The sequence below is a fragment of the Vibrio cortegadensis genome (assembly GCF_024347395.1).
In the GTDB taxonomy this organism is placed as follows: domain Bacteria; phylum Pseudomonadota; class Gammaproteobacteria; order Enterobacterales; family Vibrionaceae; genus Vibrio; species Vibrio cortegadensis.
In genome coordinates this window covers 555387-578011 of sequence record NZ_AP025473.1, presented here as the reverse complement: position 1 = coordinate 578011, position 22625 = coordinate 555387, and the positions used below count along the sequence as shown (strand labels likewise).

Here is a 22625-nt window from a genome sequence, read left to right as displayed (position 1 = left end):
GTTTCAACCTATGCTTTACGGTTTTTCAAAACGAATATTATCCAGCTTAAACGTCATCGCACCTTGTGGCTCTAGCACCAATAAGTTGCTAATAGCAGCAGGATCGGCTTGATTACCACCAGCAAAACGATTGTCACTATCTAGAATATCGGCTATAGCAATACGCACTTCACCCCATTGGCCAACAGCGGGTAATGGCACGGTGACATCACTCGTTTTCGGCCAGCCACTGTCCATTTTAACCAGTAGCTCAGTACCTTCACCCATGTTTTCGACTTTCAAATCAAAAACTAAAACGCCTGTTGCTTTCCAGTGTGTAACATCCGTGACTGGCGAGCGGAAATAGACATTACCACCACCATTTTTCTTAGTGATCTCAAGTACAGTCCCTCTATCGGCCTCTTCTACTTCTTGGTGCTCGACAATATCAAGAGGATCATAACTTGCGTAAGCTAAGCTGCTATTTAAGCTATCTGAAAAAATATTTAGCACAGGACCATCAGCGTAACTATCATCCATTGCTAAAATTTCAGGCGCTTGATGGCCTTTCACGAGTGCAGCTTGATCAGAACGTCCTGCACAGCCTTTCCCTTTCCAACGGTCATTTTTACAACGATATACTTTTACGGAATCAACAAGCATGGTTTTTGGAAATGAATCCGGATCAATACCTTTGCTGTTTGCATTAGCTGACCACGAGCCACCTACTGCTAGGTTAAGTAATAAATGGAATTTCTCATCGAACGGAGCGGCACCTTTTGCATTGGAGAGTACGCCCTCTTCTGCCTCATATTGACTGTACCAACCTTCTTGGGTTTGAGTGGCGTAATGAATATTATCGACATACCACCGAATCTCTCCCTCTTCCCACTCTATAGCATAAGTATGGAAATCATCGGCAGGGTTAATCCCATTAGGTAACGATGCTCCTTGACCGCTATACACATTGTCTGGCCATTTTTTTCCATAGTGCAAACTGCCATAAACGCGGTTTTCTAAATCACCCGATTTTGCTCCTGGTGCATCAGACTGCGTTTTTAAGTTCACCGCTTCCATGATATCGATTTCACCAGATGCGGCCCAAGTGCCATATTTATTTTCTGTGGGTAGCATCCAAATCGCAGGCCATGTTCCTTGACCAGATGGCAGCTTCGCTCTTATTTCAAAACGACCATATTTACTGTCTCGTTTATTCAGTGTGCGTAACCTTGCCGAGGTATAAGGGAGGGTTTTGGTCGCCCCACCCGCTTTACCTTCCGGGTTATCAGGCCCAGTAAAACTCTGTTTCTTAGCGACAATATGAAGGAATCCATCTTGTACGAATGCGTTATCAGCTCTTTTGGTGTAACACTGCTGCTCGTTGTTGCCCCCACCCCAACAATTTTCTTCTAATGACCAGTTTCGTTTATTGATCGTGTCACCTTCAAACTCATCCTGCCAAACTAATTGCCAATCACTGCTTGGTACAACAGGCATTTCAACTAAACTGACGGGCTTTTGAGTTTGGACAAGATCGGTATTTCCATCCACAGCATCGTCGGTACTAGCACAACCTGAAAGCAACACTAATGTGGCAATGGAACTTAGAAAAGCGGTGGATTGATTGGGTAAATATCGCATTACAACTCCTTGTTATTATTCTCTTTAGCGCTCTTTTATCTATAAACCACAAAAGAAAGCGCTATCTTATATTTCAGAAAATCTAATTGTGAAAATCCATGTAAGGGCAAGATATGAACCTACAGCCCTTGAGCAAAGGTAGTTAAGCTTATATAAACATGTACAATGAAAAAGCGATGACGATCATAAAAAGAAAGCGCTTTCTTTTTGAGGTTCACATATTCAAATAAATAATACGCACTCACATGAGTTGGAAAATGCGCTACAGAAAGTAACACTCATCGATTCATGTCTAACCTTTACGTCCAGAAAAGCCGTCTCGTCTGCGCCAAGTACTCATCAATAACAAGCTGATCATCATCCATATCGAACTGCTCCCAGCCGAACTTCCTGCATTACTCGGTGTTGACGTATCGCCTCCTGTGTCATCACTGCTATCATCGCCAGCACTCGTAGATTCATTGCAGTATTGTTCGTCATTTATGGACGTCACTTTGCAGTGCGCAATATAATCCACTTCCATAGTCACCTGTTGCAAATTGGGATCAATCACTCCTCCTAACATCCCGCCCATTGCGACATTAAGCAGTGCAAACATCGGCTCTTGATACTGAGTACAACTCCTTAAATCTTGGCTAACAACCAAATGATCATCGATAAAGAAATCGATCTTGTTTACACTCCACTCCATGGCGTAGCTATGCCAATCAAGCACATCCTGAGCACCATTTGGGTATGTGTAGCGATATTCACTGCCACAGCCGGATGTATTAAAAAAGTTGGTGATGTAAGAACTAGGCTGATTCGAAAACCACTCCCATACATCAATCTCTCCCGCTCCTGCGCTTGGCCAATGTGAAAAATCGTTATCACCTTTGTTTGGCTGCTGCGCAATTCGATTTTCCAGCAACCAAAATGCAGGCCAAGATCCCGCTTCTAAATTATGAAAACGGATCCTTGATTCAATTCGACCATATTGAAATTCTTGCTTATCTTTTGAATTTAAACGACCAGACGTCCACGTTTTTTGTTGCCCACCAAGCGTGGCGCAATTCTGAGTTTTCTTACGAGCAATAATTTTTAGTGTGCCATCCGATACATCGTAATTCCGAGCATCTGAAAAATCATCATCGGTATAACATTGTACTTCATTGTTATAATTGGCTTTTGTTTGTGCGGTCCAGTTGTCCCAGTTCACCCCGTCGCCATCAAATTTATCGATCCATTGCACTTCCCAGCCAGCAAAAGCTGGAGCGGTAAATAAAAAGGAAGCACTGACTATAAGCCAAATTTTTTTTGAACATAAAATAGAGAGCATTGACATCATCCACTGATTCAGTTTTTTATGCAGATATAGATAATGGCAGTGAGAGCCACTGCCATTGATTTAGTGACATTGATTACTTTTGATAAACCACATTACGAACGTCTACGATACCGCCATCAATATCTGTAGTTCCGCTGAAATACAGTAAAGAGGTCACATCGGTAAAGTCCGGGCTTCCATTCATCAGCTCTGACACCGGAATAGAATGACTTACCCACTCGTTAGTGATTAAGCGGTCATCTTGATTAAACGTTACGCCATTATTGGTTTGTGGACGCGCATCGTTTCCATATAAACCGGTTTGGAATCCAATCACAACCTTTGAAGATGTGGTTCCTTTAATATCAAAATTGAGAGTTCCATTTTCAAACCCAACGAGGTTATCACCCGCTTGGCCTGATAAGACTAAACCAGCCCCCCAGCCCCAACCTTTAGCCACACCTGCCGTAGGTGGTGTTGTTAATGTCAATACACCATCCACTTCTCCAAGGAAGGCGGTATCTTCCCAAGCAACAGCTTCTAAGCCCGCTCGTAAGTTCCCATCGACGAATACAGTAAAGTCATTTCCAACAGGTGGCTCACCAGCAACGGGTTTAGGATTTGGAGCGTGAACACGGTCTAGCACCGTTTGCTCTATACCGCCTTGGCTTTTCACTATCTCTAGCCCAGCACGAGTTAAACCATTAAATGCTCCCGCATCCACTTGATCCCAAATCGCAAATTTTGCATTGCCGTTAATATCAATTAAACCGAAGTGTTTTTCAGAATCACCCGTGTTGTTTGCATCACCTTTCCACGGCTCATCAAACGCTTGGAAGAAGAATAGCGATGCGCCAAATTCATCAGACCATGCTCGCATTAAATCATTAAACGCTTTTTGCTTATATTCATCTGCGGCCTTAGAACCTTCATCACCATACATAACGTTAGTTTCTGACGCCCAACCCGTCTCACCAATGTGAATTTGCTTTACTACACCTTGGCTAGCTAAATAATCTTGAGCGGGTTTTATTTGTGACAACAGGTTCTCTTTGGCACGTAGCATCGCGGCGTCAACTTGCTCAAGAATACTTAGGTCTTGTTCACTTTCAGGCACTAACCAAAAAGCGTTGGCGTAATGAGTATCGTGGAAAGGGTAAGAGTGGAGAGACACGTAATCAACAGCTTGAACTAAAGCAGCAAGATCGGGATGATCATAATCCCCTAGTCCTGACCATGACGCGAAATTATCTGAACTTGTTACCCATACATCTGCTGGAATTTCACCCTGAGCTTTTTTCTCTTGCAGTGTGTTCACATGTTCGAGAATGATTGTTGGTGTAACGTGATAACCCGCCCAATGCACCATCGCTTCATTACCGACGGCAAGCACTTTAATAATCTCTGGGTAATCATTTACCATCTCCACGGCTTTAGCCACTTCAAGGTAGTTCGCCGGATTATTCTGGGTTGGATCTGGTGTTTGATCAGTCCATGAATTCAATGCATCAATCCAAATACCAAGCATCACGTACATTTCAAACGTTTCGTCTTCATCCATTAACTCATCAATCGCAATAAGTAAATTGGCGGTATCACTAAAACCTTGAGTGTTATACGTGCGTAGTAATTTGAAGCCCATCGCTTCCATAAGACGTAGATCTTCTTTTATTTCAGCGACAGTTGGAACATTCGCTTCAGTACGCTCTGTTGTTCTGAACGCTCCGTATGAAATGGCTGGGTAGTCAGGATTTCCTAGTAATACCTGACCATTTTTCGTTGTAGGGAAATCCCCTACTGGTGCAGGCTGTGCGGAAAGTACTGTGTTTCCATCAGAATCATTTTGTCCATCACTATCATTGCTATTGCTATCACTTCCGCACGCAACGAGTAACATCGAAAGTCCAGCTAGAAAGAAAACTTTTAAAGATAATTTATTCATCATAATTTCATCATCGTTTTTTTTAATGAATTGCTACATCAACCGAGTTTGGTCGACGTTCAGTGAGATAAGTGAGCACTAACATTTACGCCAGCGCTCATTTTCTATGTACTCGTGATTACTTACCGCTAAAAACGACATTATCGAAATACATCACAGTATCAGCGTCTCTTTCATTAAAATCAGGGAAAATCACTACCTCGGAGATCGCTTCCGGTACATAGTCAAACTCTGGATGTTTGCTAAAGTCAAAAGTAAGCTCTTCCCACTCCCCAACTTTAGTGTTGGTCACATGAATCTCAGCTCCCCATTGTGAAACTGTCGCTAACTTTAATGCGACAGGGCTAATTTTATCTTTGTAAACCATCACCTTAATCAAGTGATTAGTCGTATCTAATGAGAATGAATCCACTGACTTCGTCACACTACCTGCCCATGGAGCACCATCAGCACGCGCTGTAATTTTAGCCACCGTATTCGATACATTTAGTCCATTAGTGTCTGGGTTATCGACAAATACCAACGCCGGATTATCGGCATTTTCAAATACTTCCCATGTCAGCGTCTTATCTTCGAAGTTAATCCCTTCAGCAATCGTCGTCGTCGCGCCATCACCACTGATTGGTGAGCCAGGCTCTACTGGAGGGTCAACGGGATCGACAGGTGGGTCAACAGGATCTACCGGAGGGGTGATTCCTGAAAGTTCAACAAAGGTAACATCATCCCAATAGAACTCTTGGTCTTCGCTAGGTGATGTACCAAAATCAAAAAAGACCGACTTTTTATCGTAGGTATAATTTGGATTTAAATCTGGAGTCCCATTAGTATGTTTGGTGAAATCAAACGTTATTTTCTCCCATTGTTGAACAGCTTTAGTTTGAGTCAACGCCTCAACAAAGTGAGCATCATTGGTTGAATCTTCGACTTTAAAGAGCACGGGAACGCCTGCTTTTGGCGAGTAAACCCACAGTGACACTTTGCTCCTCGCTTCAGTTATGGAGAGCACAGTGCTATCCCCTAATGTCGTCCCTGCCCACGTTTCGGCACCTGCGATTTTCGTTGTTTTTACTACGGTATCTTTAGTGCTTAATAGTGATTGAGAGAGAGATTGCTGACTGACCGCTAGCGCACTGGGGTTAGCCGCATTCAGCTCAGTCGTAGTTCCACCAAAATCTGTCATTGCAAGATCTAAAGACAATTTATCGCCAAGGTCTGGCGTAGGAACGGTTGGAACTACAGGTGTATCACTTTCCATAAATTTAATATTATCAACACGATAAACAGCACCTTCGCCAGATCCCCACTCCGGATAAATCAGAACATTATCAATACTTGATAGGTCTAAGCCTTGGTTAGCTAAATCGACCAAATCAAACGAAACATGCTGCCAAGTATTTAATACAGGTTGTGCAATTGCTAATTCAACCTCTTCTCCTGTTGATCCATTTTGTGCCCCTCCATTACTTTCTAGTTTTACATGCCAGTTCACTTGTCCAGGGCTATTCATCATCTTGAAATCAAAAGCTAATGTGCCATTTGTCGACATTGCACTCACATCTAGCGGGCCAGCCTCGACACTGCGAGTGAAACCAAGAACAGCGGGTTGAGCGTTGACTGAAAATTCCGTCACTAATCCATAGCTATCGGTTTCTACTGGGTTGGTAGGTGTTGTTCCACCGCAACAATCCCAGGCAGGCCAATTAACATTCACACTATCGTTAAAAACCACTAAATCTGTACCAACAGGAAGATCTGGAACTACTGGAACACTTGGCGATGAGCCATCTTCAAGGCTGTCATCACTACAACCTGAAAGTGCAATAGTTAACGCCGTCATGACTAAAGTTTTGTTAAACTTCCATTTTTTTTCTCTCATGTAGATATGTCCTTCATCATATTTTTATATATTTTGTTGAACCCAACAAAAGAAAGCGCTTTCTTTAATTTGTTAGATATACATTTATAAACAATGAAAAAACTGATAAAAAATAAGCACCACATATTAAACTAGTGTTTAAATACCAGTAAGTTATCATTAGCAATTATTCTATAGCTACGATTTAGAGCAAAATGTGACCAAACACACCAAGCAAGCGCTTTCTTTATGTGTGGATCACATTTCGCTCAGTCAAATAGGTTTACTTTATGTTACTGAAGCGCACAATCATCGTTAAGCGTTACCCAGTTCAGAATTTTTGTAGAATGATCATCAGATCACTATGCTCTTTCTAGTCTCGAAGGTAACATAGGCTTAGTTTCACTCCTTGCAGGATATAAGGGCATTCCCATTGATCACCATTAAAGAAGTCTCTGAACTGGCTCAAGTTTCTCAATCCACTGTCTCCAGAGCGTTAAATGAGCATCCAACAGTAAAAGAAGCCAATCGAAAAAAAGTATTCGATGCGATCGAACAGCTTGGCTATAAACCTAATGCGTTTGCACAAGCGTTGGCTTCGAGTCGCTCAAATAGCGTTGGTATGCTTGTGGGCTCTTTGGATGGCCCTTTCTATGGCCCTTTAATGCACATGGCTGAAGATACGGTTCGAAAAAGCAATATTCATTTGATAGTGACAAGTGGACAAGAATCAAAAACGAAAGAGTTAGATTCAATTCGTTTCCTACAGTCAAAACAAGTGGATGGATTGATCATTCACTCCGACCAACTCACCGATGATGAACTGATCCAAATTGCTCAAAAAAGTGAAAGTACGATTATCCTCAACCGTTATATACCTGAAATTTCAGATCGCTGTATTTACATTGATAATGAACTGGGTGGATATTTGGCAACGAAACATCTACTTGAACATGGCCACACCAAAGTTGCCTGTATTACTGGTCAAATGAGCAAAGTAGATAGCCGAGATCGCCTACAGGGTTATAGAAATGCCTTGTCTGAATTTTCTATCCGTTATGATGCAAGCTTAATTGTTGAAGGTCGTTTTGATCATCAAGGGAACCATGAAGCTGCTCGTCGCTTATTAGATAGAGATCCGGAGATCAGCGCCATCTTTTGCCAGAACGATAATATTGCATTAGCTGTGTATGACGTTGCGTCCGAGCGCCACTTGAAAATTGGAGAGGACATTGCGGTGGTTGGGTTTGATAACGACACTCATAGTCAACATATTCGACCACGCCTAACAACGGTTAACTTCCCTGTTCATGAAATGGGAGTAGAAGCGGCTAAAGGTGTTCTTTCTCTTATCAATAAGCAGACTTATCCACTGAAGCACAAACTAACACCTGAACTGGTCATTCGAGATTCTGTTAATCAAAAATAACCACTCGCTCATTACCATCAGAATAGTATTCGTGGATTGAAAAAATAAGACGAAAGCAAAAATAAAAATGAACAAATAAAAAGGGTCCTAAGTATTATCTTAGGACCCTTTTTTAACTCAAAGTGTTAAGTAAGGATAAGTTTACCTCACTCTATTTTTGACGGAGCATCGTATTTGGAATAGACACAACTACTTTACTGATTTTATCTGAACGCTCAAATAACTCAGAACTCAGTTCAGCAGGAATCAATAAAGAGTCCAGTTTTTGCTGAGATCCATCTGCAAAATGCACCTCTATCTCTTCGGCATTTTGTTCATTCACTTGGTAGATAAATGGCACTTGGCAATAAGTGAAGGCTAATTCATTCGCTTTCACAACAAAACTTTGTGCATCACCAGCCAGTGTCTGACAATTAAATGTAAACGGTTTGTCCAAAAACTCACGACGAGCGAGAAGCGATGGTTTAATCGCGATTGAGCCATTTATCACTTCAATACCCAACTCACCAAAACGAGTCATCACTTCTTCTTTCACTTGTCCTGTCATACCTGGCTGCTGAGCGCCAGAATGTTTTGGAGTATGTGAATACGGGTCTGTTGGGAATGCGCCATAATTTTGTGGTGTTTTGTTAAAACCAATACCAGCTCGTACTTTATAGTAATAATCAGCAAGCTTAGCAGTAACCATGCTATTCGGATCTAGCTCCCACGCTTGTTGGTAGTTCTCTTGTACTGCAAGCAGAAGTTTTGACACCATATGCCAGTAAATACATCCTAATCCTTCATAGCCAAACATGGTTCCAGAGCGACCTGTAAATGCCTTGTGGTTGAAGACTTGTTCATACAACTCTTCAATGTTCGTCCACTCATCAGCATTTATGGTAGGGAAATCGAATTTGACTTCATTTAGCGCGGCTTTCAAATAACTGCTATTTTCGAAACTCGCATTGAAGTGATAATTACCTTGGCTATCTTGAGCTAAGATGCGTTTATCACTTGTGCGAGTCATCATGCGAAGAAGTTTACTTTGCTCAATCGCCTCTTTCGGCACTCTATTTTTCTGCATGAATGAAGATAGGTCACGATCTGGATAGAGCATGAAACTATTCTGATCCGAGCGGTACATATCGCTAGCAAACAGTTTGTCTAACAGATCAACCGCTTGATTTGGAGATAATACGCCCGAACTTAGAACAGCAACCTGTCCTTCAAGCATCGGGTACAACTCTTCAACGGTCAGACTTTCAGCCGAGCAGCTTAAAATGTTATAAGCATTGTACAGACCATCTTGGCGTAAGTTATTTTGAGTACTTGAATCAAGCACCTGTAAACTCACTGTCATTAGTTTCTCAATCGCAGATCGTTCTACTTTTGTTTTTCCTGAGAACCCGTTCATTCGGTAGACTTTTTGACGATATTCATCCGCCGATTTTTCTAGCAGAGTAAGCATCGCTTTACGCGTTTGGCGAGTGACCGTGTCTTGGCGGATCTCTTTCGCGGCATCAGACAAAGTATTCGTTACTGCTAGCATCCACTCAAACACTTCTTTTGAGATAGAGAATGATTTAGGTGCCTGCTCAAGTAATTTTTGCATAAATGCCACGTAACGACGCATGTAATATAGTGTCACCATCGATAAACCGTTACCGACAATTGCGTTGTTCGCATCATTCCATTCTGGGCGCTGAGTATTGAGCCAAATACCGCCGTCAAGCACCAAATTGCTCAATTTTGCCAGCAGTGGAACCAGCACTTTTTCCATCAAGTTAACCATGTAGACTTCGTTATCGCCACTCATGATCAAGCGACCATCGCTACCAATCTCTTCTACTCGTTTCTCGGTCAGTTCTTGTCTTTCTTGATTGAAATCAACGGTATCTTTTGGATTTTCAAACAACGCCTGTACACCACACAATTCATACGGCACGTTAGCGTAGCTGAAAATATCACTATCAAGTAATTCCAGGAGATCCTTTTGCTCGAACTTGTCTGCCAATTCTAAGAACTTGAGTAAGTAGATGATCTGGTGATCGCCCCAATACCCGATATTGCTCCATGGGTCATCGGCTTCTAGTAATTCCCAATCCACGCCATCTTTAGTAATACGATATGGGTTATAACCATCCAGTGTCGAAGCATTTACGAACTTAGAAATAAACGATTTAATAAACCCAGGATAACTTAGGGCCATCGCTTCCCAGTTTTGGAATATGTCGCGCCAGTTACCTTGGTAAGAGAGTAAACGCTCACCAAATTCATCTTTAAGTTTAATTTCGTAATGGTTCCAAGGGCGGCTTGGATCACCATGACGACGACCAAAAGTAAGAGGTAAATATTCGTAGCTCAAACGGACTAGCTGTTCATCTCCAATTGCTTTTGCATGGGACACTAATTCGGCATGAGTAAACGTTTCAGATAACTGTGCGAAGAAGTCTTGATGACGACTGAACACTTGCTGATTTGCACGACGCATTGTTTTGATTACATCGGCTTTTTCAAGCATGTAACCATTTTCAAACACGCCACCACGCATATTATTAAAGAGTACATTTGCGTAATGATGAACACTGGTATTTTCATCTGCGGTTAACTGCCACGCATCAGCACCAGACATCAGGTTAACTAACTCTTGTTGGTTCCCTGCGATACTCTGTTCTAGCTCGATTGCTAACGTTGCCGGTGCTAATAGCGCTTTTTGTAAATCACAAACATCTGCGTGACTTTTATCAATATCCGCGACAATCGACCACGTGTTGTTTTGATTGGCTTTTAGGTTGATTGATTTATGGATAAGGTAGCTGCCACGAATTCCTTTCGTTAGCGGTTCGTTACGGATCTCCCCGCCTCTACGGAATGTATTTAACTGCGTACTGGTCAAAAGAATTTGGCTACAATCATGATCTAAGCTAAAAACCGTTGTTGCTAGTAGCGACTCAGCAGGGTCGGCACGATCACTTAATTTCGCGTACATACTAAACAGCGCTAATGAGCTACCTTCTACCTGCTCATTCCATTTGTAAGCATCGACCAGTGCACTGCGAGTTTGCAATGCGCTCAACGGTGCACCTGACGGTAGAAGGTTTTGCAAGCCATCAAGAACATCAATTTTTCGTGACGCCCCAGATAAATCTGTCAGCTCAGAGCGACGAACAAAGCCGAACTTCTCGCTGGTATTCCAGCTGTATTGAAACTTCAACTGTAAACTATGATTGAGTTCTTCAAATACAAGCTTATCGCCAATCGCATTTTTATACAGGTGGCGCTCTACCTCATATAAACCATCATGGTGAACATTAAACGGTTCCCACAGCGCAACTTTGTTTCCATCTTGAATACGGAAGATAGTTTTTGAGCCCGTGTTTTCAGCACTCTCATGAATGTGATCGACTGACTTGTATGGAAAGAGTGCATTCTCTGGACGAATACGTCCCGCAGATAAGCTGCCTGTTGAAGAGATGAATAACCAGTGATCGCTCGAAGAAACAACGCTAATAAAAAACGGTGCCATTTGATCAACATTAGATATTTTGTAGTAACGTTCGCCTAGCAGATCAACAAACTGACCTTTCACTTCAGGCTGTAAAGGGTAATCGTGTTTCATTATTCAGATTCCGATATCTGAATATTCAAATTACCACGGCTTAACGTGTTTTTATAAACCGTCTGATAATTCAAATATTCTAAAAGTTTAAATTTATTATGAAAGCGCTTTCTTTTGTGCTTTTTTAAATAAGACCACCAGCGTTATAGGTGATGACAACGCGCGTAGTGATCATCTGCAATTTTTGTTGGCTCTGGAATAGTTTGGGTACACTGCTCCGTCGCTTTAGGACAACGCGTTGCAAAAGGACAACCAATACTGCTTGGCTTCCACATCGGTATATCACCTTTTTTCACATTCAATTCGCGCTTACCTGCATTCCCAACTTCAGGAACAGCGGCTAACAATAGTTGCGAATAAGGGTGTTGCGGATTTTGCGTCACATTGTCGCTGCTTCCCCACTCCACCATATGTCCGACATACATAACGGCCGTTTTTTCAGCAAAATATCGTGCCGTTGCAATATCGTGAGTGATATACATAAAAGAGATGCCATGCTTATCTTTCAAATCTGACATCAGATTCAAAATACCTAAACGCACTGACACATCAAGCATCGAAATAGGCTCATCCGCTAGAATGACTTCAGGGCTCACCGCGATCGCACGGGCAATTGCGACGCGTTGACGTTGACCCCCACTGAGCTCAAACGGATATTTTTCGGCCGTCTCTTTTACTGGTGAAAGCCCAACCATATCGAGTAACTCATACACTAATTGCGGAATCGCCTCTTTCTTTGCTCGCTTATGAATCAGCAGTGGGCGAGCAATATGATGATAAATCGTGTGTACAGGATTAAGAGAACCGAACGGGTCTTGGAAGATCATCTGTACCTGACGTGCGTACTCAAGCTCACCATTCTCGTCAATGTAATCAGCAAGAGGTTGGCCTTTAAAGTGGATATCGCCAGCGGTCTTATCGTAGATTCGCGTTAAAATCCGTGCGCCAGTACTTTTTCCTGAACCTGACTCCCCTACGATAGCCAGTGCTTCACCTTTACGTAGATCAAATGACACATCATTGACCGCTCGCATCAGGTTACTTTTCACTGATTGACCAAGAGGAAAATCTTTAACCAAGTTTTTTACCGACAAAATCACATCTTTATTGCTGGTATTGTCTACTGTTTTGGTGGTGTCCATTTTCATTCCCTCACACTAAATGACAAGATACGTGGTGACCGCTTGCAATCTCACCCAAGCTTGGTTCGCTCTTGCTACACAGTTGAACACATTCCGTGCAGCGCTCTTGGAAGTTACACCCTTCCGGTATATTAAGTAGATTCACAGGGTTTCCAGGAATACCAAATAACCGCTCTTTTGGACCATGAATTGTTGGGAATGAAGAGATCAACCCTTTGGTGTAAGGATGTTTGGGTTCGCTGAACACTGTTTTTGCATCACCTAACTCAATTAAGTTACCTGCATACATCACTCCAATTCGATCGGCAATTTCACCCATCAAACTTAAGTCATGGCTAATGAACAGAATAGAGAAGCCAAATTTTTCTTTAAGCTCATATAGCTCATTCAAAATTTCACGCTCAACAACCACATCTAAAGCCGTTGTTGGTTCATCCATAATGATCAGCTTTGGCTCTAATGCGAGTGCAATAGCAATCACCACACGTTGGCGCATACCACCACTCAATTGGTGCGGAAAGCTCGACATACGGTCGCCATGAATACCGACAACATTGAGTAACTCAACACCACGATCATGCGCTTCTTTGTATGGGATCTTACGGTGAGCTAAAATCACATCCGTTAGCTGTTCACCAATCGAAATCACTGGGTTAAGTGAGTTCATGGCACTTTGAAATACCACTGAGACATCATTCCAACGGAAGTCGCGTAACTGTTTGTCACTCATCTTTAAGATGTCTATCCCTTTATAAAGGATTTCACCCTCAGAGATTAAAGCTGGTGCTTTGTGTAAACGTGCAATCGCAAATGCTAGGGTACTTTTTCCACAGCCTGACTCCCCTGCAATACCCAGAGTTTCACCGGGAGCAATAGAAATACTGACGTTGTTTACCGCTCGCGCAACACCATTGGGCGATACATAATCAACGCAAAGGTTGTTAATTTCTAATACGTTACTCATCTTAAACCTCGACGAATGTCAGCTTCTTTTTTCAGTTTGTGCCACAGTTTGATGTGTGGGCCTGTACGTAGTTTAGGGTTACTGACTTGGTCGATTGACATATTAATCAATGCCAAAGCACCGCCTGTAATCGCAAGTGCGAGTGCAGGAACCAGCATTTCCCACCATGCGCCAGTGTAAAGAGATGACGACGTTTGCGCCCAATACAGCATCGAGCCCCAACTTACTTCTGTTGCGTCGCCTAAGCCTAAAATACCTAAACCTGCTTCTGAGCCCATGGCATAAATCACGGTACCTAAGAAGCCACCAAATACGATTGACACAAGGTTTGGTAAAATTTCGACCAAGATAATACGAATCTTTGATTCACCCATTACTTCCGCAGAGATGATGAACTCTTTACTACGAATCGCCATGGTTTGTGAACGTATTACCCTTGCCCCCCAAGGCCAGGAGGTTATCCCGAGCAACACGGTTATCACCAGCGACCCGACTTGCCCTAAGAAAGCAGCAAGGACTATCAATAATGGCAATTGAGGAAACACTAAGAATACGTTTGTAATGAAGTTCAAACGATCATCAATTTTCCCACCTAAATAGCCTGATGTAACGCCAACCAGCACGGCGATAGTCATTGCGATCACACCCGCCGATATTGCGACAGTAAGTGACTTTCTTGCTCCATATAACACTTGGCTATAAACATCACGTCCGCTACGGGTACTTCCTAGAAAGTGCTCCGAACTTGGCGCGATATGAGGTCTTGCCACACGCTTTTCCGGGTTATGTGTCGCTAAAACAGGTGCAAATACGGCTCCCATTAGGACAATGGTGAGTAACAATCCACCAATAATCGCGGGTGGGTTACCGTAGAAAAATGCGTACGCTTTACCAAATATTTGCTTAATATTTTTCCATGAGAACTTAGGTTCACGAACAGGCATATGAGGCTGATTCGAACATTTTTGAGCGTCAATTAAATTATCCATGATGCACCTTAGTTAGAAATTCGTGGATCGAGCCAAACGTACAATAGGTCGGCGATGAAGTTAGCAGTCAAAACCGCAGAAACTAAAATGAGAAGAATAGCTTGAATCAGTGGATAATCTCGGGCCACGATGCCTTTCAGCAAGATGTTCCCCAACCCCTGATAGTTAAATACGACTTCGGTCATAATGGAGCCAGCGAATGAGAAACCAATCGCCATCGCAATAGCGGTTGCAACAGGCAATATGGCATTGCGACCTGCATAACGGTACATGACTCGGAAACTACTCAGGCCCTTTGCTTCAGCCATGGTGACGTAATCTTCTCCCAATACGTTAATCATGGCATTTCGCATATTGAAAACCCAAGTCGAAATACCCACCACCACCATTGAACCCACAGGAAGGATGGCATGCTTGGCGACACTGGCAATAAATTCGAAAGTAAACCCTGGCTCTAGCGCTGGGTCATACGTATATGCCAACGGTAGTAGTTCAAGTTTTAAACCAAAGAAATAGAACAGTAAAAGAGCCGTTACTATGTAAGGGAAGTTACTGATAAAGGCCAACACTGGCGGTACCACTTGGCCAAAAAAACCTTCACGTCTATACGATGCGTAAGTACCAATACTTACCCCAATAATCAATGCCACAATTAATGAGCCTAACGCGAGAAACATTGTCCAAGGCAGTGCCATGGCTAATACATCGGTAACGCTTACAGGAAACATTAAAATTGAAGGGCCAAGATCAAGAGTAAACACACTTTTGATATAAGCGATGTACTGTTCAAAAACATTCCCATCGACGAATCCGTACATTTCTCGCACTGCATCCATTTGAGCTGGATCCATACGACCTTGTGCAGCCGCGAAAAGAGCATCCACAGGATCGCCAGGCATTAAACGTGGCAACATAAAGTTGAAAGAGATAGCGATAAGGAAAGCTGTAAAATAAAAACCAAAACGGCGAACTAAAAACGACATAATAAATCTTTTAACCTAGGAGCTATAATTCATGATTATAGCTCCACTACATATTATTTACTTAAGGTGCAAGTTATTAAGAATAATGACTCGCTTACCACCGTCATACCATACTGGTTGAACATATGGATTTTTTTCACTTGGCCAGCCAACGATCTTCTGCGTGCTGTATTGGAACCACGTTGGGTTAGAGAACAATGGAATAAACGGTAAATTTTCTGCCGTAAATTCTTGTAGTTCACTTAGGATCTCTTCTTGTTTCTGAACATCACCTGTTTTACCAAAGCTTTCAATCAGCGCATCGATTTTTGGTGAGTTTACACCGTGACCAGCGTGCCAAGTTTTACCAATACGAGATGTTGTGAAGTACTCTTGATATGCAAGAATCGGGTTAGTCGCAACCATTGACCAGTTGATCGACATTTTGTATTTACTGTCTTTCAAGTTGCTGTCATACACAGACCAATCTACGGTTTTAATGTTCGCTTTCACGCCCACTTCTTCATAGTACTCTGTCACCATTTGAACCACTTGGATCCAATCAGTCCAGCCACTTACTACTTCGATATCAAACTCTAGCGCTGAACCATCTTTTTGATCTCGGAAACCATCTCCATCTTTATCAACAAGACCTGCGGCATCTAATAGTGATTTCGCTTTCTTTGCATCATATTGTGTTAAGTACGCGTACTTATTGCTTATTTTTTTATCAATATGAGTCTCATATAACTCACCAATACCACCCGCATTGAAGTTTGGTGTTGGGTAACCATAAGCGGCAATATCAACGATCGCTTCACGATCTAGTGCCATTGAAAGGGCTTGGCGAACACGTAGGTCATCAAATGGTGCTTCTTTAGTATTCACATAAAGGTGAATTGCATCATTCGCTGGGTACCAGAAGTGGTTATTGGCTTTATCTTTTTCAACAAATGTTGATTCAACATCGGCGATAAAGTTTGAACCCCAATCGATCTCACCTTTGATCAAGGCTGGTTGGATTTGTGAGTTATCGTTATAAGAACGGAAGTTAACACAATCCAAGTATGGACGACCTTCAAGGTAGTAATTAGGGTTTCGACACAGTTCCATCTGTTGCGGCTTGATGTATTTAACCGCCGTCATAGGGCCGCTGCCAACAGGGTTAAGGTTCATGAACGTTGTTACGTCAGACACTTTCGACCAAACATGCTTAGGTACGATATGGTAGCGCTCAAGGTTCCATACAAAGGTAGAATCCGCTTCATTCAGGTTAAAGACGACAGTGCGATCATCTGCGGCTTCAATTGTCTGAAGGTTCTTCGCTGACCAAATACCTTTTTGGTCAAATGCAGGAGCATCCTTTGTTAGCATGAAACTAAATGCCACATCTTCAGCCGTTAACTTAGTTCCGTCAGACCATTTAAGATCAGGACGTAAAGTAAGTGTCAGCGTTTTTAGATCATCAGAATACACGGCAGACTCAGCCAAACGGTAATCTGTTTTACCTGTCATGTTGTTAAACACAAGTAACGGCTCAAACATTACACCGTGTAACAAATCCTTAGTCGTATACGGGTTAAAGTTTTCTACAAAGCCTGTATTAATGATTGGAACTGTTAACGTTCCTCCCTGCTTAATATCGGCAGCTTGTACTGAAGTTGCGAATAGAGCCCCAGCAGCGAGTGAAGCGAGTAAAGTTTTCTTGTGCATCACGTAGTCCTTAGAATGATAATTGGTTTCAAGAAAGCGCTTTCTTTTGAGTTCATAATATAAGGTTTTTACTATTCAGCAATGTTCAAAAGTAGGAAATGAATTATGGATCACAGATTATATATCGCTACGAAACTTTCATTCAGTTATATCCGATACCGATGATACTGATTAATTCACCATTTAACTCAATAAAAACAATAATATAAATATTAATTATCGTGCTATTTATACTCAAAAAAAGATACTGCTTAAGCTCATATCTTTAATATCAATTTCCCTGCTATTACTCTCAATAAAGCCTCACAGTCACAGCAAAGACAATTAACCAGGATCAATCACCGAACTCAAAAAGAAAGCGCTTTCTTTTCTTGTTTTGTGAAGTAACATATCAGTGAGTGGTTAGTTAATGATAAAAAGAGGTTTTCCATGATCAAATTCTGGAACGGTAACAAGTCGAAATCTCGACAGCTATACGAGTTAGATATAATAGAAATGTTATTCAATAACAATAAGATAGATTGTGACAATACCAATTATCCTAGCGCAGAAGATGAAGGTAATATATTCAATACAGGGACAGATGTATTAGTCACCGTAGCAGGAAACCAAAAGTTTATGCCAAACACGTTTCTAGAGTTAGCTGAGCCTCTGTGCAAAGGACTGCTTGGCTGCCGAATCCTTATCATTCGCGATCAAGATAGAGCAAAATTCCATGATATTGACGAGGAAACTCTCAAGGGTTTAATCGCGGGAATACCTAATACTTGGGCTGATGCTGATCTCTTCCGAGCCAATCACTATCAAGTTTTAGAAAAGGGAGAACTAGAAGATGTCTTTCGCTATTTAAAACAGGGGTTGTGTGACTATGTCTCATTAGGGGCAAATGAAGTAGAGCATGTTTTCGATCAGCACGCTCAACACTTAGGAGGGTTAACTATCGATAAAAAGGTGGCACTCTACTACCCAATGCCACTGGTTTTTTATATACACCCTCAACGTACTGACTTACTTGAAGCATTAACCGACAGGATAAAAATTACACAAAACAATGGCCAGTTTGATGCTATTTTTGATAAACACTACGGGAAGGTAATCGAGAATATGAATCTATCTAAACGAAGGTTCTTTCAGCTATCAAATCCATCCTTACCAGCGCACTTTCTTCCGCACATTACACCCATACTCGATACTTTTAGATAATCAGTTTTCACTTAATCAAAGCGGCTAAGGAACACCGTATTGAAAGTATCGAATATGAGTAACGTATTTATATAAAAGGCTCTACTTGGCTCTTAAAGAGAACTTCTCAGTCTCAGACCCATCTGGAATCGCCATCTGCTGAAGTATTAAATTATCAATTACTCCTGGGTAGCTAGAAAGTTCAACAGTGGAATAACCCCAATTTTTTTGGGAGTATATCCCACCAAACTTATACGTCATTGCGTATGGAACCTTTGTATCATGCGCATAACCAGTGACATGCGTGTATTCATGTGTAAGAGTTCCTACGGCTGTCTTCACATTCTCGTAATTGCTTTCAGCACCATCAATCAAAATTTGGTAACGGCCTAAAGATAGGGAGATATACGTATTGTTTGCAGCACCTGTCGAACCATTTCGCACTACCCCTCTGATATACATAGGCTTACTCTGCCCCTGAATATCGCGCCATACCTCTATTGGTTTCACGAGCCCCTTATCGATGATCTGTTGATTAGAAAGCAAAAGTGTCTTAAATTCTGGCGTTCTCATGATTCGTTGAATGCGCGGTAATACCACTTCTAACGCATCTAATCGGTCTTGGTTCATTCCGCTATATGCTTGTAATGCAAAGTTGAAAGCATTGAACGCATAAATATCAGTTTGCCAATAAGGAACGGCCTCTGACACACCATCCAGATCGGTATCAATATCAAAAGTGAACTCGATAGGCAGCGTTGAAAAGTCTATTTTGGAGAGCAATTTCTCATCTTTTTGACTTAGCCACACTTGGTCTTCACTACCATCACATCGCCATAGTTCAGCTCTTTCTGTCGGATGATTTTGTCGCCCTGAAGATAAGCAAAAATCTGGTTTACCATTGATTTGAACTTGGTGCTGAGTCGTATAGACAAAACTTTGCATAGGTTGGTTGCTCTCGCACAGTTGCAGCATTAAATCTGCCCCCTGAGCAGTCGCATTAACACCTAAGCAAATATTGGCATCTTGTTGCAGTCTGATATTGCCAGTATCCGTATCAAACATGAAAACTTGGTTAGCCCCAGAGGTTTGATCTTCAGTATCACAGCTATTCAGTGATAATCTGGAAGCAACATTAAGTGATGAACGTGGCTGTAAACACAGACCATTTTGGTTTTCCTGCTGTAAGTAAAAGTGACTAGGAAGTGCAACTTCGCTAAATTCACTCGCATAAGCTATTGAACTTATAGAAGAAAACACCATAATCGATAATAGAGAATAATTTGAACGCATCATTACACCTTTGCTTATTACTTGTTAAGGTTCATCGTACGCTATATAAACTAAAAAACTATCACTGGCTATAAATTGTTTGAGACTGTACCCAATAAAATGATGTTTGATCAATGCGTTACAACCACTGAATCGCTTGTCCATAGCTCCGAGAGTACACTCGCGACGTTAGAGGCGTGTCGGAATCAATCATGCTCACTCAAGCATTGAATGCTTACCGAGGAGGTTTCATTCTCATCACACATGATCAGGATTTTTCTGCCGATTCGGGGTGTATCGTCTGGTTAAACTAAGACAATAATGTTCACATGAGAAACAAAGCGGAACATCACCGTTGTTCCGCTTCACTGGAGTGCAAATTGCGTAATAACATGGAGCTTTTGTCTTGCCTGAAGAAACTCTATTTCAAAAACGATAGCTCTCTTTCAATTACTTTGATTTCACGTTGCTCTTCTTCGATTTTTCTTTGGTACTTTAGGATCTTATCTTCTTCTTCATAAGAATGGGCTTCTTCAAGTTCAGAGCGATACTCTCTGAGATCGCTTTCAGAATCCTGAAGCTTTTCAAGTAATTCATCCTTCAAATCATCATTAGTACAGTAATCATTGACGTGATCTAAAGCATTCTTCAATCCGGCAAGTTTATTGTCATGTCCATTTAATTTGGCAATGTCCATTTTAGCTTGAATGATACATGCCTTTTTATCGCAGCCTATTTTTTCTGAACAATCAGAAGCAAATGCAGATATAGGAAGAAAAAAGAAGATAGATAACAATAATTTGATGTTATTGCGTAACATAGTAATAGCCTATTTCAGATTGAGTAAGATTCAGAGCCGGAATTTACAGGTACTGAGTTTAGGTGGCTATATTGTTTTGTAGTTAAAAATATACAGATGATATATGGTCGAGTTCGTGAATTATTTATAGTATGAATTCGATACTTTTCTTTTTTATCTTTTGACTAAAATATCGGAAATACCTGAATGATTGATCGCCCACTTCCGATACGTTTTGATAAAAGGGGTTGCTGACAAGAGAGGCAAAATCTACTGTAAAAAGGAACAAACCAAACATTGATCGTTTAGGTCCCAAGTATAAATCATAAAGGAATTGTGCCATTGCAGGATCATGAACGGGAATAATGAGCGACTTCTTAGCCATACATTCAGCCATATACTGAAGCACCTGCTGCCTGATCGATAAGCTAATAGAGCCAACACTCAAAAGCATACTGGTCTTTTTATCATAAACAATATGACCTACCATCAACCCTTTACAGTAAAAGATGTGAATCACAAGGTTGTCAACTGATAGGTGCTCTGCCTTGTAAAATTTCAAAAAATCTACTGCATACAACTTTGAGTGAATCGATAATATGTCATTCCAAGAGTCACTAGGAATGGTTTTTATCGTATGGGAGTCAACACTATCTATTACGTAACTGTATGATATATCTTGATTAACAGGAATTTCGCTAAGTTTCACGGAAGGTGAAATTACTTCTGTTTCTTTTGGATCATATTCATAGTGTTGAGAGAGAAAATTAGAGATACCTAAACGCCTGAGTAAGCTCGTTTTGGTTTCACCTCTTTCCCATTTGCTAATCATAACTTGGTTTACACCATCAAAAACCCTATGTGAACACGCAAGCAAGCTTGCCAAATCTTCTTGGGATAAGTCCCGTTCTTCACGCAACCTTTTTAGTTCATTTGGAAAGTCATTTCGATTCATTTAGTGCCTATTATCAACTAATTATTAGTGCAGTGTCTTAAATATAAGTTAGCTTATTTTGAGACTAAGGCAAATCAGAAGATCATCGCATTGTGCTTATGCCCGACAAGCTGGGCAACCGCATACTCTTCAATGTTAGCCTCTTGTATTTCATTGACTTTGGTATGGCGGAATGAGTAAGCACTGGGTTTCTTTCCCACTTAAAGTGACAGACGTCTAGAACATCACCAAAACGTCACAATAACAATCTTCTGACCAAGCCGTATCATAACGCAGGAGATCTGTATAAAAACAGATTTGAACTCGACAAAGCTTAATGTCGCACCTTGGCTCTGCGAAAAGAGTATGGAGTAATTGAACCTGTTCGATATTTCTCAGGCAAGCGATTTCGTTCACGGGTTGGAGAGAATTGAAACGCTTTGGGATTATCACAGTGCGATCTTGCGAAACAGGACAAGTTTCGAAGCTCTAGATACGAAAAAACCGCTGTAAAAACAGCGGTTTTTTCTTTAAAAGTGGTGGAGGGATAGGGATTTGAACCCTAGAACCGCTATTAACGGTTGCCGGTTTTCAAGACCGGTGCTTTCGACCACTCAGCCATCCCTCCACAAATTTTTACTAAATATAAGCCTTATCTAAGATGTTTATTATCTAGTTTTTGTTTTTAGGCTTCCTTAAATGTAAAGGTAAATCTAAAAACTTTTTTGCTTTTATCTTTTTTATAAAGAGATAAAAACGAATAGGAGCCTGGCGATGTCCTACTCTCACATGGGGAAGCCCCACACTACCATCGGCGCTACTGCGTTTCACTTCTGAGTTCGGCATGGAATCAGGTGGGTCCGCAACGCTATGGTCGCCAAGCAAATTCTTTTTCTACTTTCAGCTTTTAAAAAG

General features: G+C 41.5%; 15 protein-coding genes, 1 tRNA gene and 1 rRNA gene. 2 read left to right on the top strand and 15 right to left on the bottom strand.

Annotation, left to right across the window (positions count from 1 at the left end):
• Nucleotides 1-15: 15 nt before the first annotated feature.
• The 4 genes from OCV39_RS16920 to OCV39_RS16905 all read right to left on the bottom strand — a co-directional run bounded on the left by OCV39_RS16920 (nt 16) and on the right by OCV39_RS16905 (nt 6744).
• Entirely contained in the window at nt 16-1620 is a 1605-nt protein-coding gene (locus OCV39_RS16920) for a glycoside hydrolase family 16 protein (RefSeq protein ID WP_261890079.1), read from the bottom strand.
• A gap of 292 nt (nt 1621-1912) precedes the next feature.
• A complete protein-coding gene (locus OCV39_RS16915; RefSeq protein ID WP_084654828.1) occupies nt 1913-2938 on the bottom strand; it encodes a glycoside hydrolase family 16 protein in 1026 nt (341 codons plus the stop codon).
• 82 nt (nt 2939-3020) lie between these two features.
• The gene (locus OCV39_RS16910; RefSeq protein ID WP_261890078.1) at nt 3021-4871 is read right to left on the bottom strand and encodes a glycoside hydrolase family 17 protein; all 1851 of its coding nucleotides are present in this window, start codon (nt 4869-4871) and stop codon (nt 3021-3023) included.
• A gap of 115 nt (nt 4872-4986) precedes the next feature.
• Nucleotides 4987-6744, bottom strand: a complete 1758-nt coding sequence (locus OCV39_RS16905) for a hypothetical protein (RefSeq protein WP_261890077.1) — start codon at nt 6742-6744, stop codon at nt 4987-4989.
• Nucleotides 6745-7156: 412 nt separating this feature from the next.
• On the opposite strand from OCV39_RS16905, the gene OCV39_RS16900 reads away from it, so the two are divergent.
• Nucleotides 7157-8152, top strand: a complete 996-nt coding sequence (locus tag OCV39_RS16900) for a LacI family DNA-binding transcriptional regulator (RefSeq protein WP_113797119.1) — start codon at nt 7157-7159, stop codon at nt 8150-8152.
• 151 nt (nt 8153-8303) lie between these two features.
• On the opposite strand, the gene OCV39_RS16895 is transcribed toward OCV39_RS16900, so the two are convergent.
• The 6 genes from OCV39_RS16895 to OCV39_RS16870 form a co-directional block, all read right to left on the bottom strand.
• Nucleotides 8304-11753, bottom strand: coding sequence for a hypothetical protein (locus OCV39_RS16895; RefSeq protein ID WP_261890076.1), 3450 nt, complete (start codon nt 11751-11753; stop codon nt 8304-8306).
• A 143-nt stretch (nt 11754-11896) separates the two neighbouring features.
• Nucleotides 11897-12895 (bottom strand): ABC transporter ATP-binding protein, encoded by a 999-nt coding sequence (locus OCV39_RS16890; protein ID WP_171755690.1) that lies wholly within the window; start codon nt 12893-12895, stop codon nt 11897-11899.
• 10 nt (nt 12896-12905) lie between these two features.
• Nucleotides 12906-13859: an ABC transporter ATP-binding protein gene (locus OCV39_RS16885; protein WP_171755689.1), complete on the bottom strand. Its 954-nt coding sequence runs from the start codon at nt 13857-13859 to the stop codon at nt 12906-12908.
• Nucleotides 13856-14803: an ABC transporter permease gene (locus tag OCV39_RS16880; protein WP_390903271.1), complete on the bottom strand. Its 948-nt coding sequence runs from the start codon at nt 14801-14803 to the stop codon at nt 13856-13858. The genes OCV39_RS16885 and OCV39_RS16880 overlap by 4 nt, the downstream gene beginning before the upstream one ends.
• Nucleotides 14804-14856: 53 nt before the next feature.
• The gene (locus OCV39_RS16875; RefSeq protein WP_017052031.1) at nt 14857-15831 is read right to left on the bottom strand and encodes an ABC transporter permease; all 975 of its coding nucleotides are present in this window, start codon (nt 15829-15831) and stop codon (nt 14857-14859) included.
• 57 nt (nt 15832-15888) lie between these two features.
• Complete coding sequence (locus tag OCV39_RS16870) at nt 15889-17523, bottom strand: ABC transporter substrate-binding protein (RefSeq protein WP_113796758.1); 1635 nt, start codon at nt 17521-17523, stop codon at nt 15889-15891.
• Between the two features lie 429 nt (nt 17524-17952).
• Here OCV39_RS16870 and OCV39_RS16865 point away from each other — a divergent pair, with 429 nt between their 5' ends.
• The gene (locus OCV39_RS16865) at nt 17953-18726 is read left to right on the top strand and encodes a type 2 periplasmic-binding domain-containing protein (protein ID WP_113796756.1); all 774 of its coding nucleotides are present in this window, start codon (nt 17953-17955) and stop codon (nt 18724-18726) included.
• A gap of 81 nt (nt 18727-18807) precedes the next feature.
• Here OCV39_RS16865 and OCV39_RS16860 read toward each other — a convergent pair whose 3' ends face one another.
• The 5 genes from OCV39_RS16860 to rrf all read right to left on the bottom strand — a co-directional run bounded on the left by OCV39_RS16860 (nt 18808) and on the right by rrf (nt 22592).
• Entirely contained in the window at nt 18808-20001 is a 1194-nt protein-coding gene (locus OCV39_RS16860) for an RICIN domain-containing protein (RefSeq protein WP_261890075.1), read from the bottom strand.
• A 397-nt stretch (nt 20002-20398) separates the two neighbouring features.
• Nucleotides 20399-20797, bottom strand: a complete 399-nt coding sequence (locus OCV39_RS16855; protein WP_113796752.1) for a DUF1090 domain-containing protein — start codon at nt 20795-20797, stop codon at nt 20399-20401.
• Nucleotides 20798-20921: 124 nt separating this feature from the next.
• Nucleotides 20922-21731: a helix-turn-helix transcriptional regulator gene (locus tag OCV39_RS16850; protein ID WP_261890074.1), complete on the bottom strand. Its 810-nt coding sequence runs from the start codon at nt 21729-21731 to the stop codon at nt 20922-20924.
• Nucleotides 21732-22247: 516 nt separating this feature from the next.
• A tRNA-Ser gene (locus OCV39_RS16845) sits at nt 22248-22338 on the bottom strand.
• 138 nt (nt 22339-22476) lie between these two features.
• Nucleotides 22477-22592 (bottom strand): 5S ribosomal RNA (gene rrf / locus OCV39_RS16840).
• Between the last annotated feature and the right edge of the window lie 33 nt (nt 22593-22625).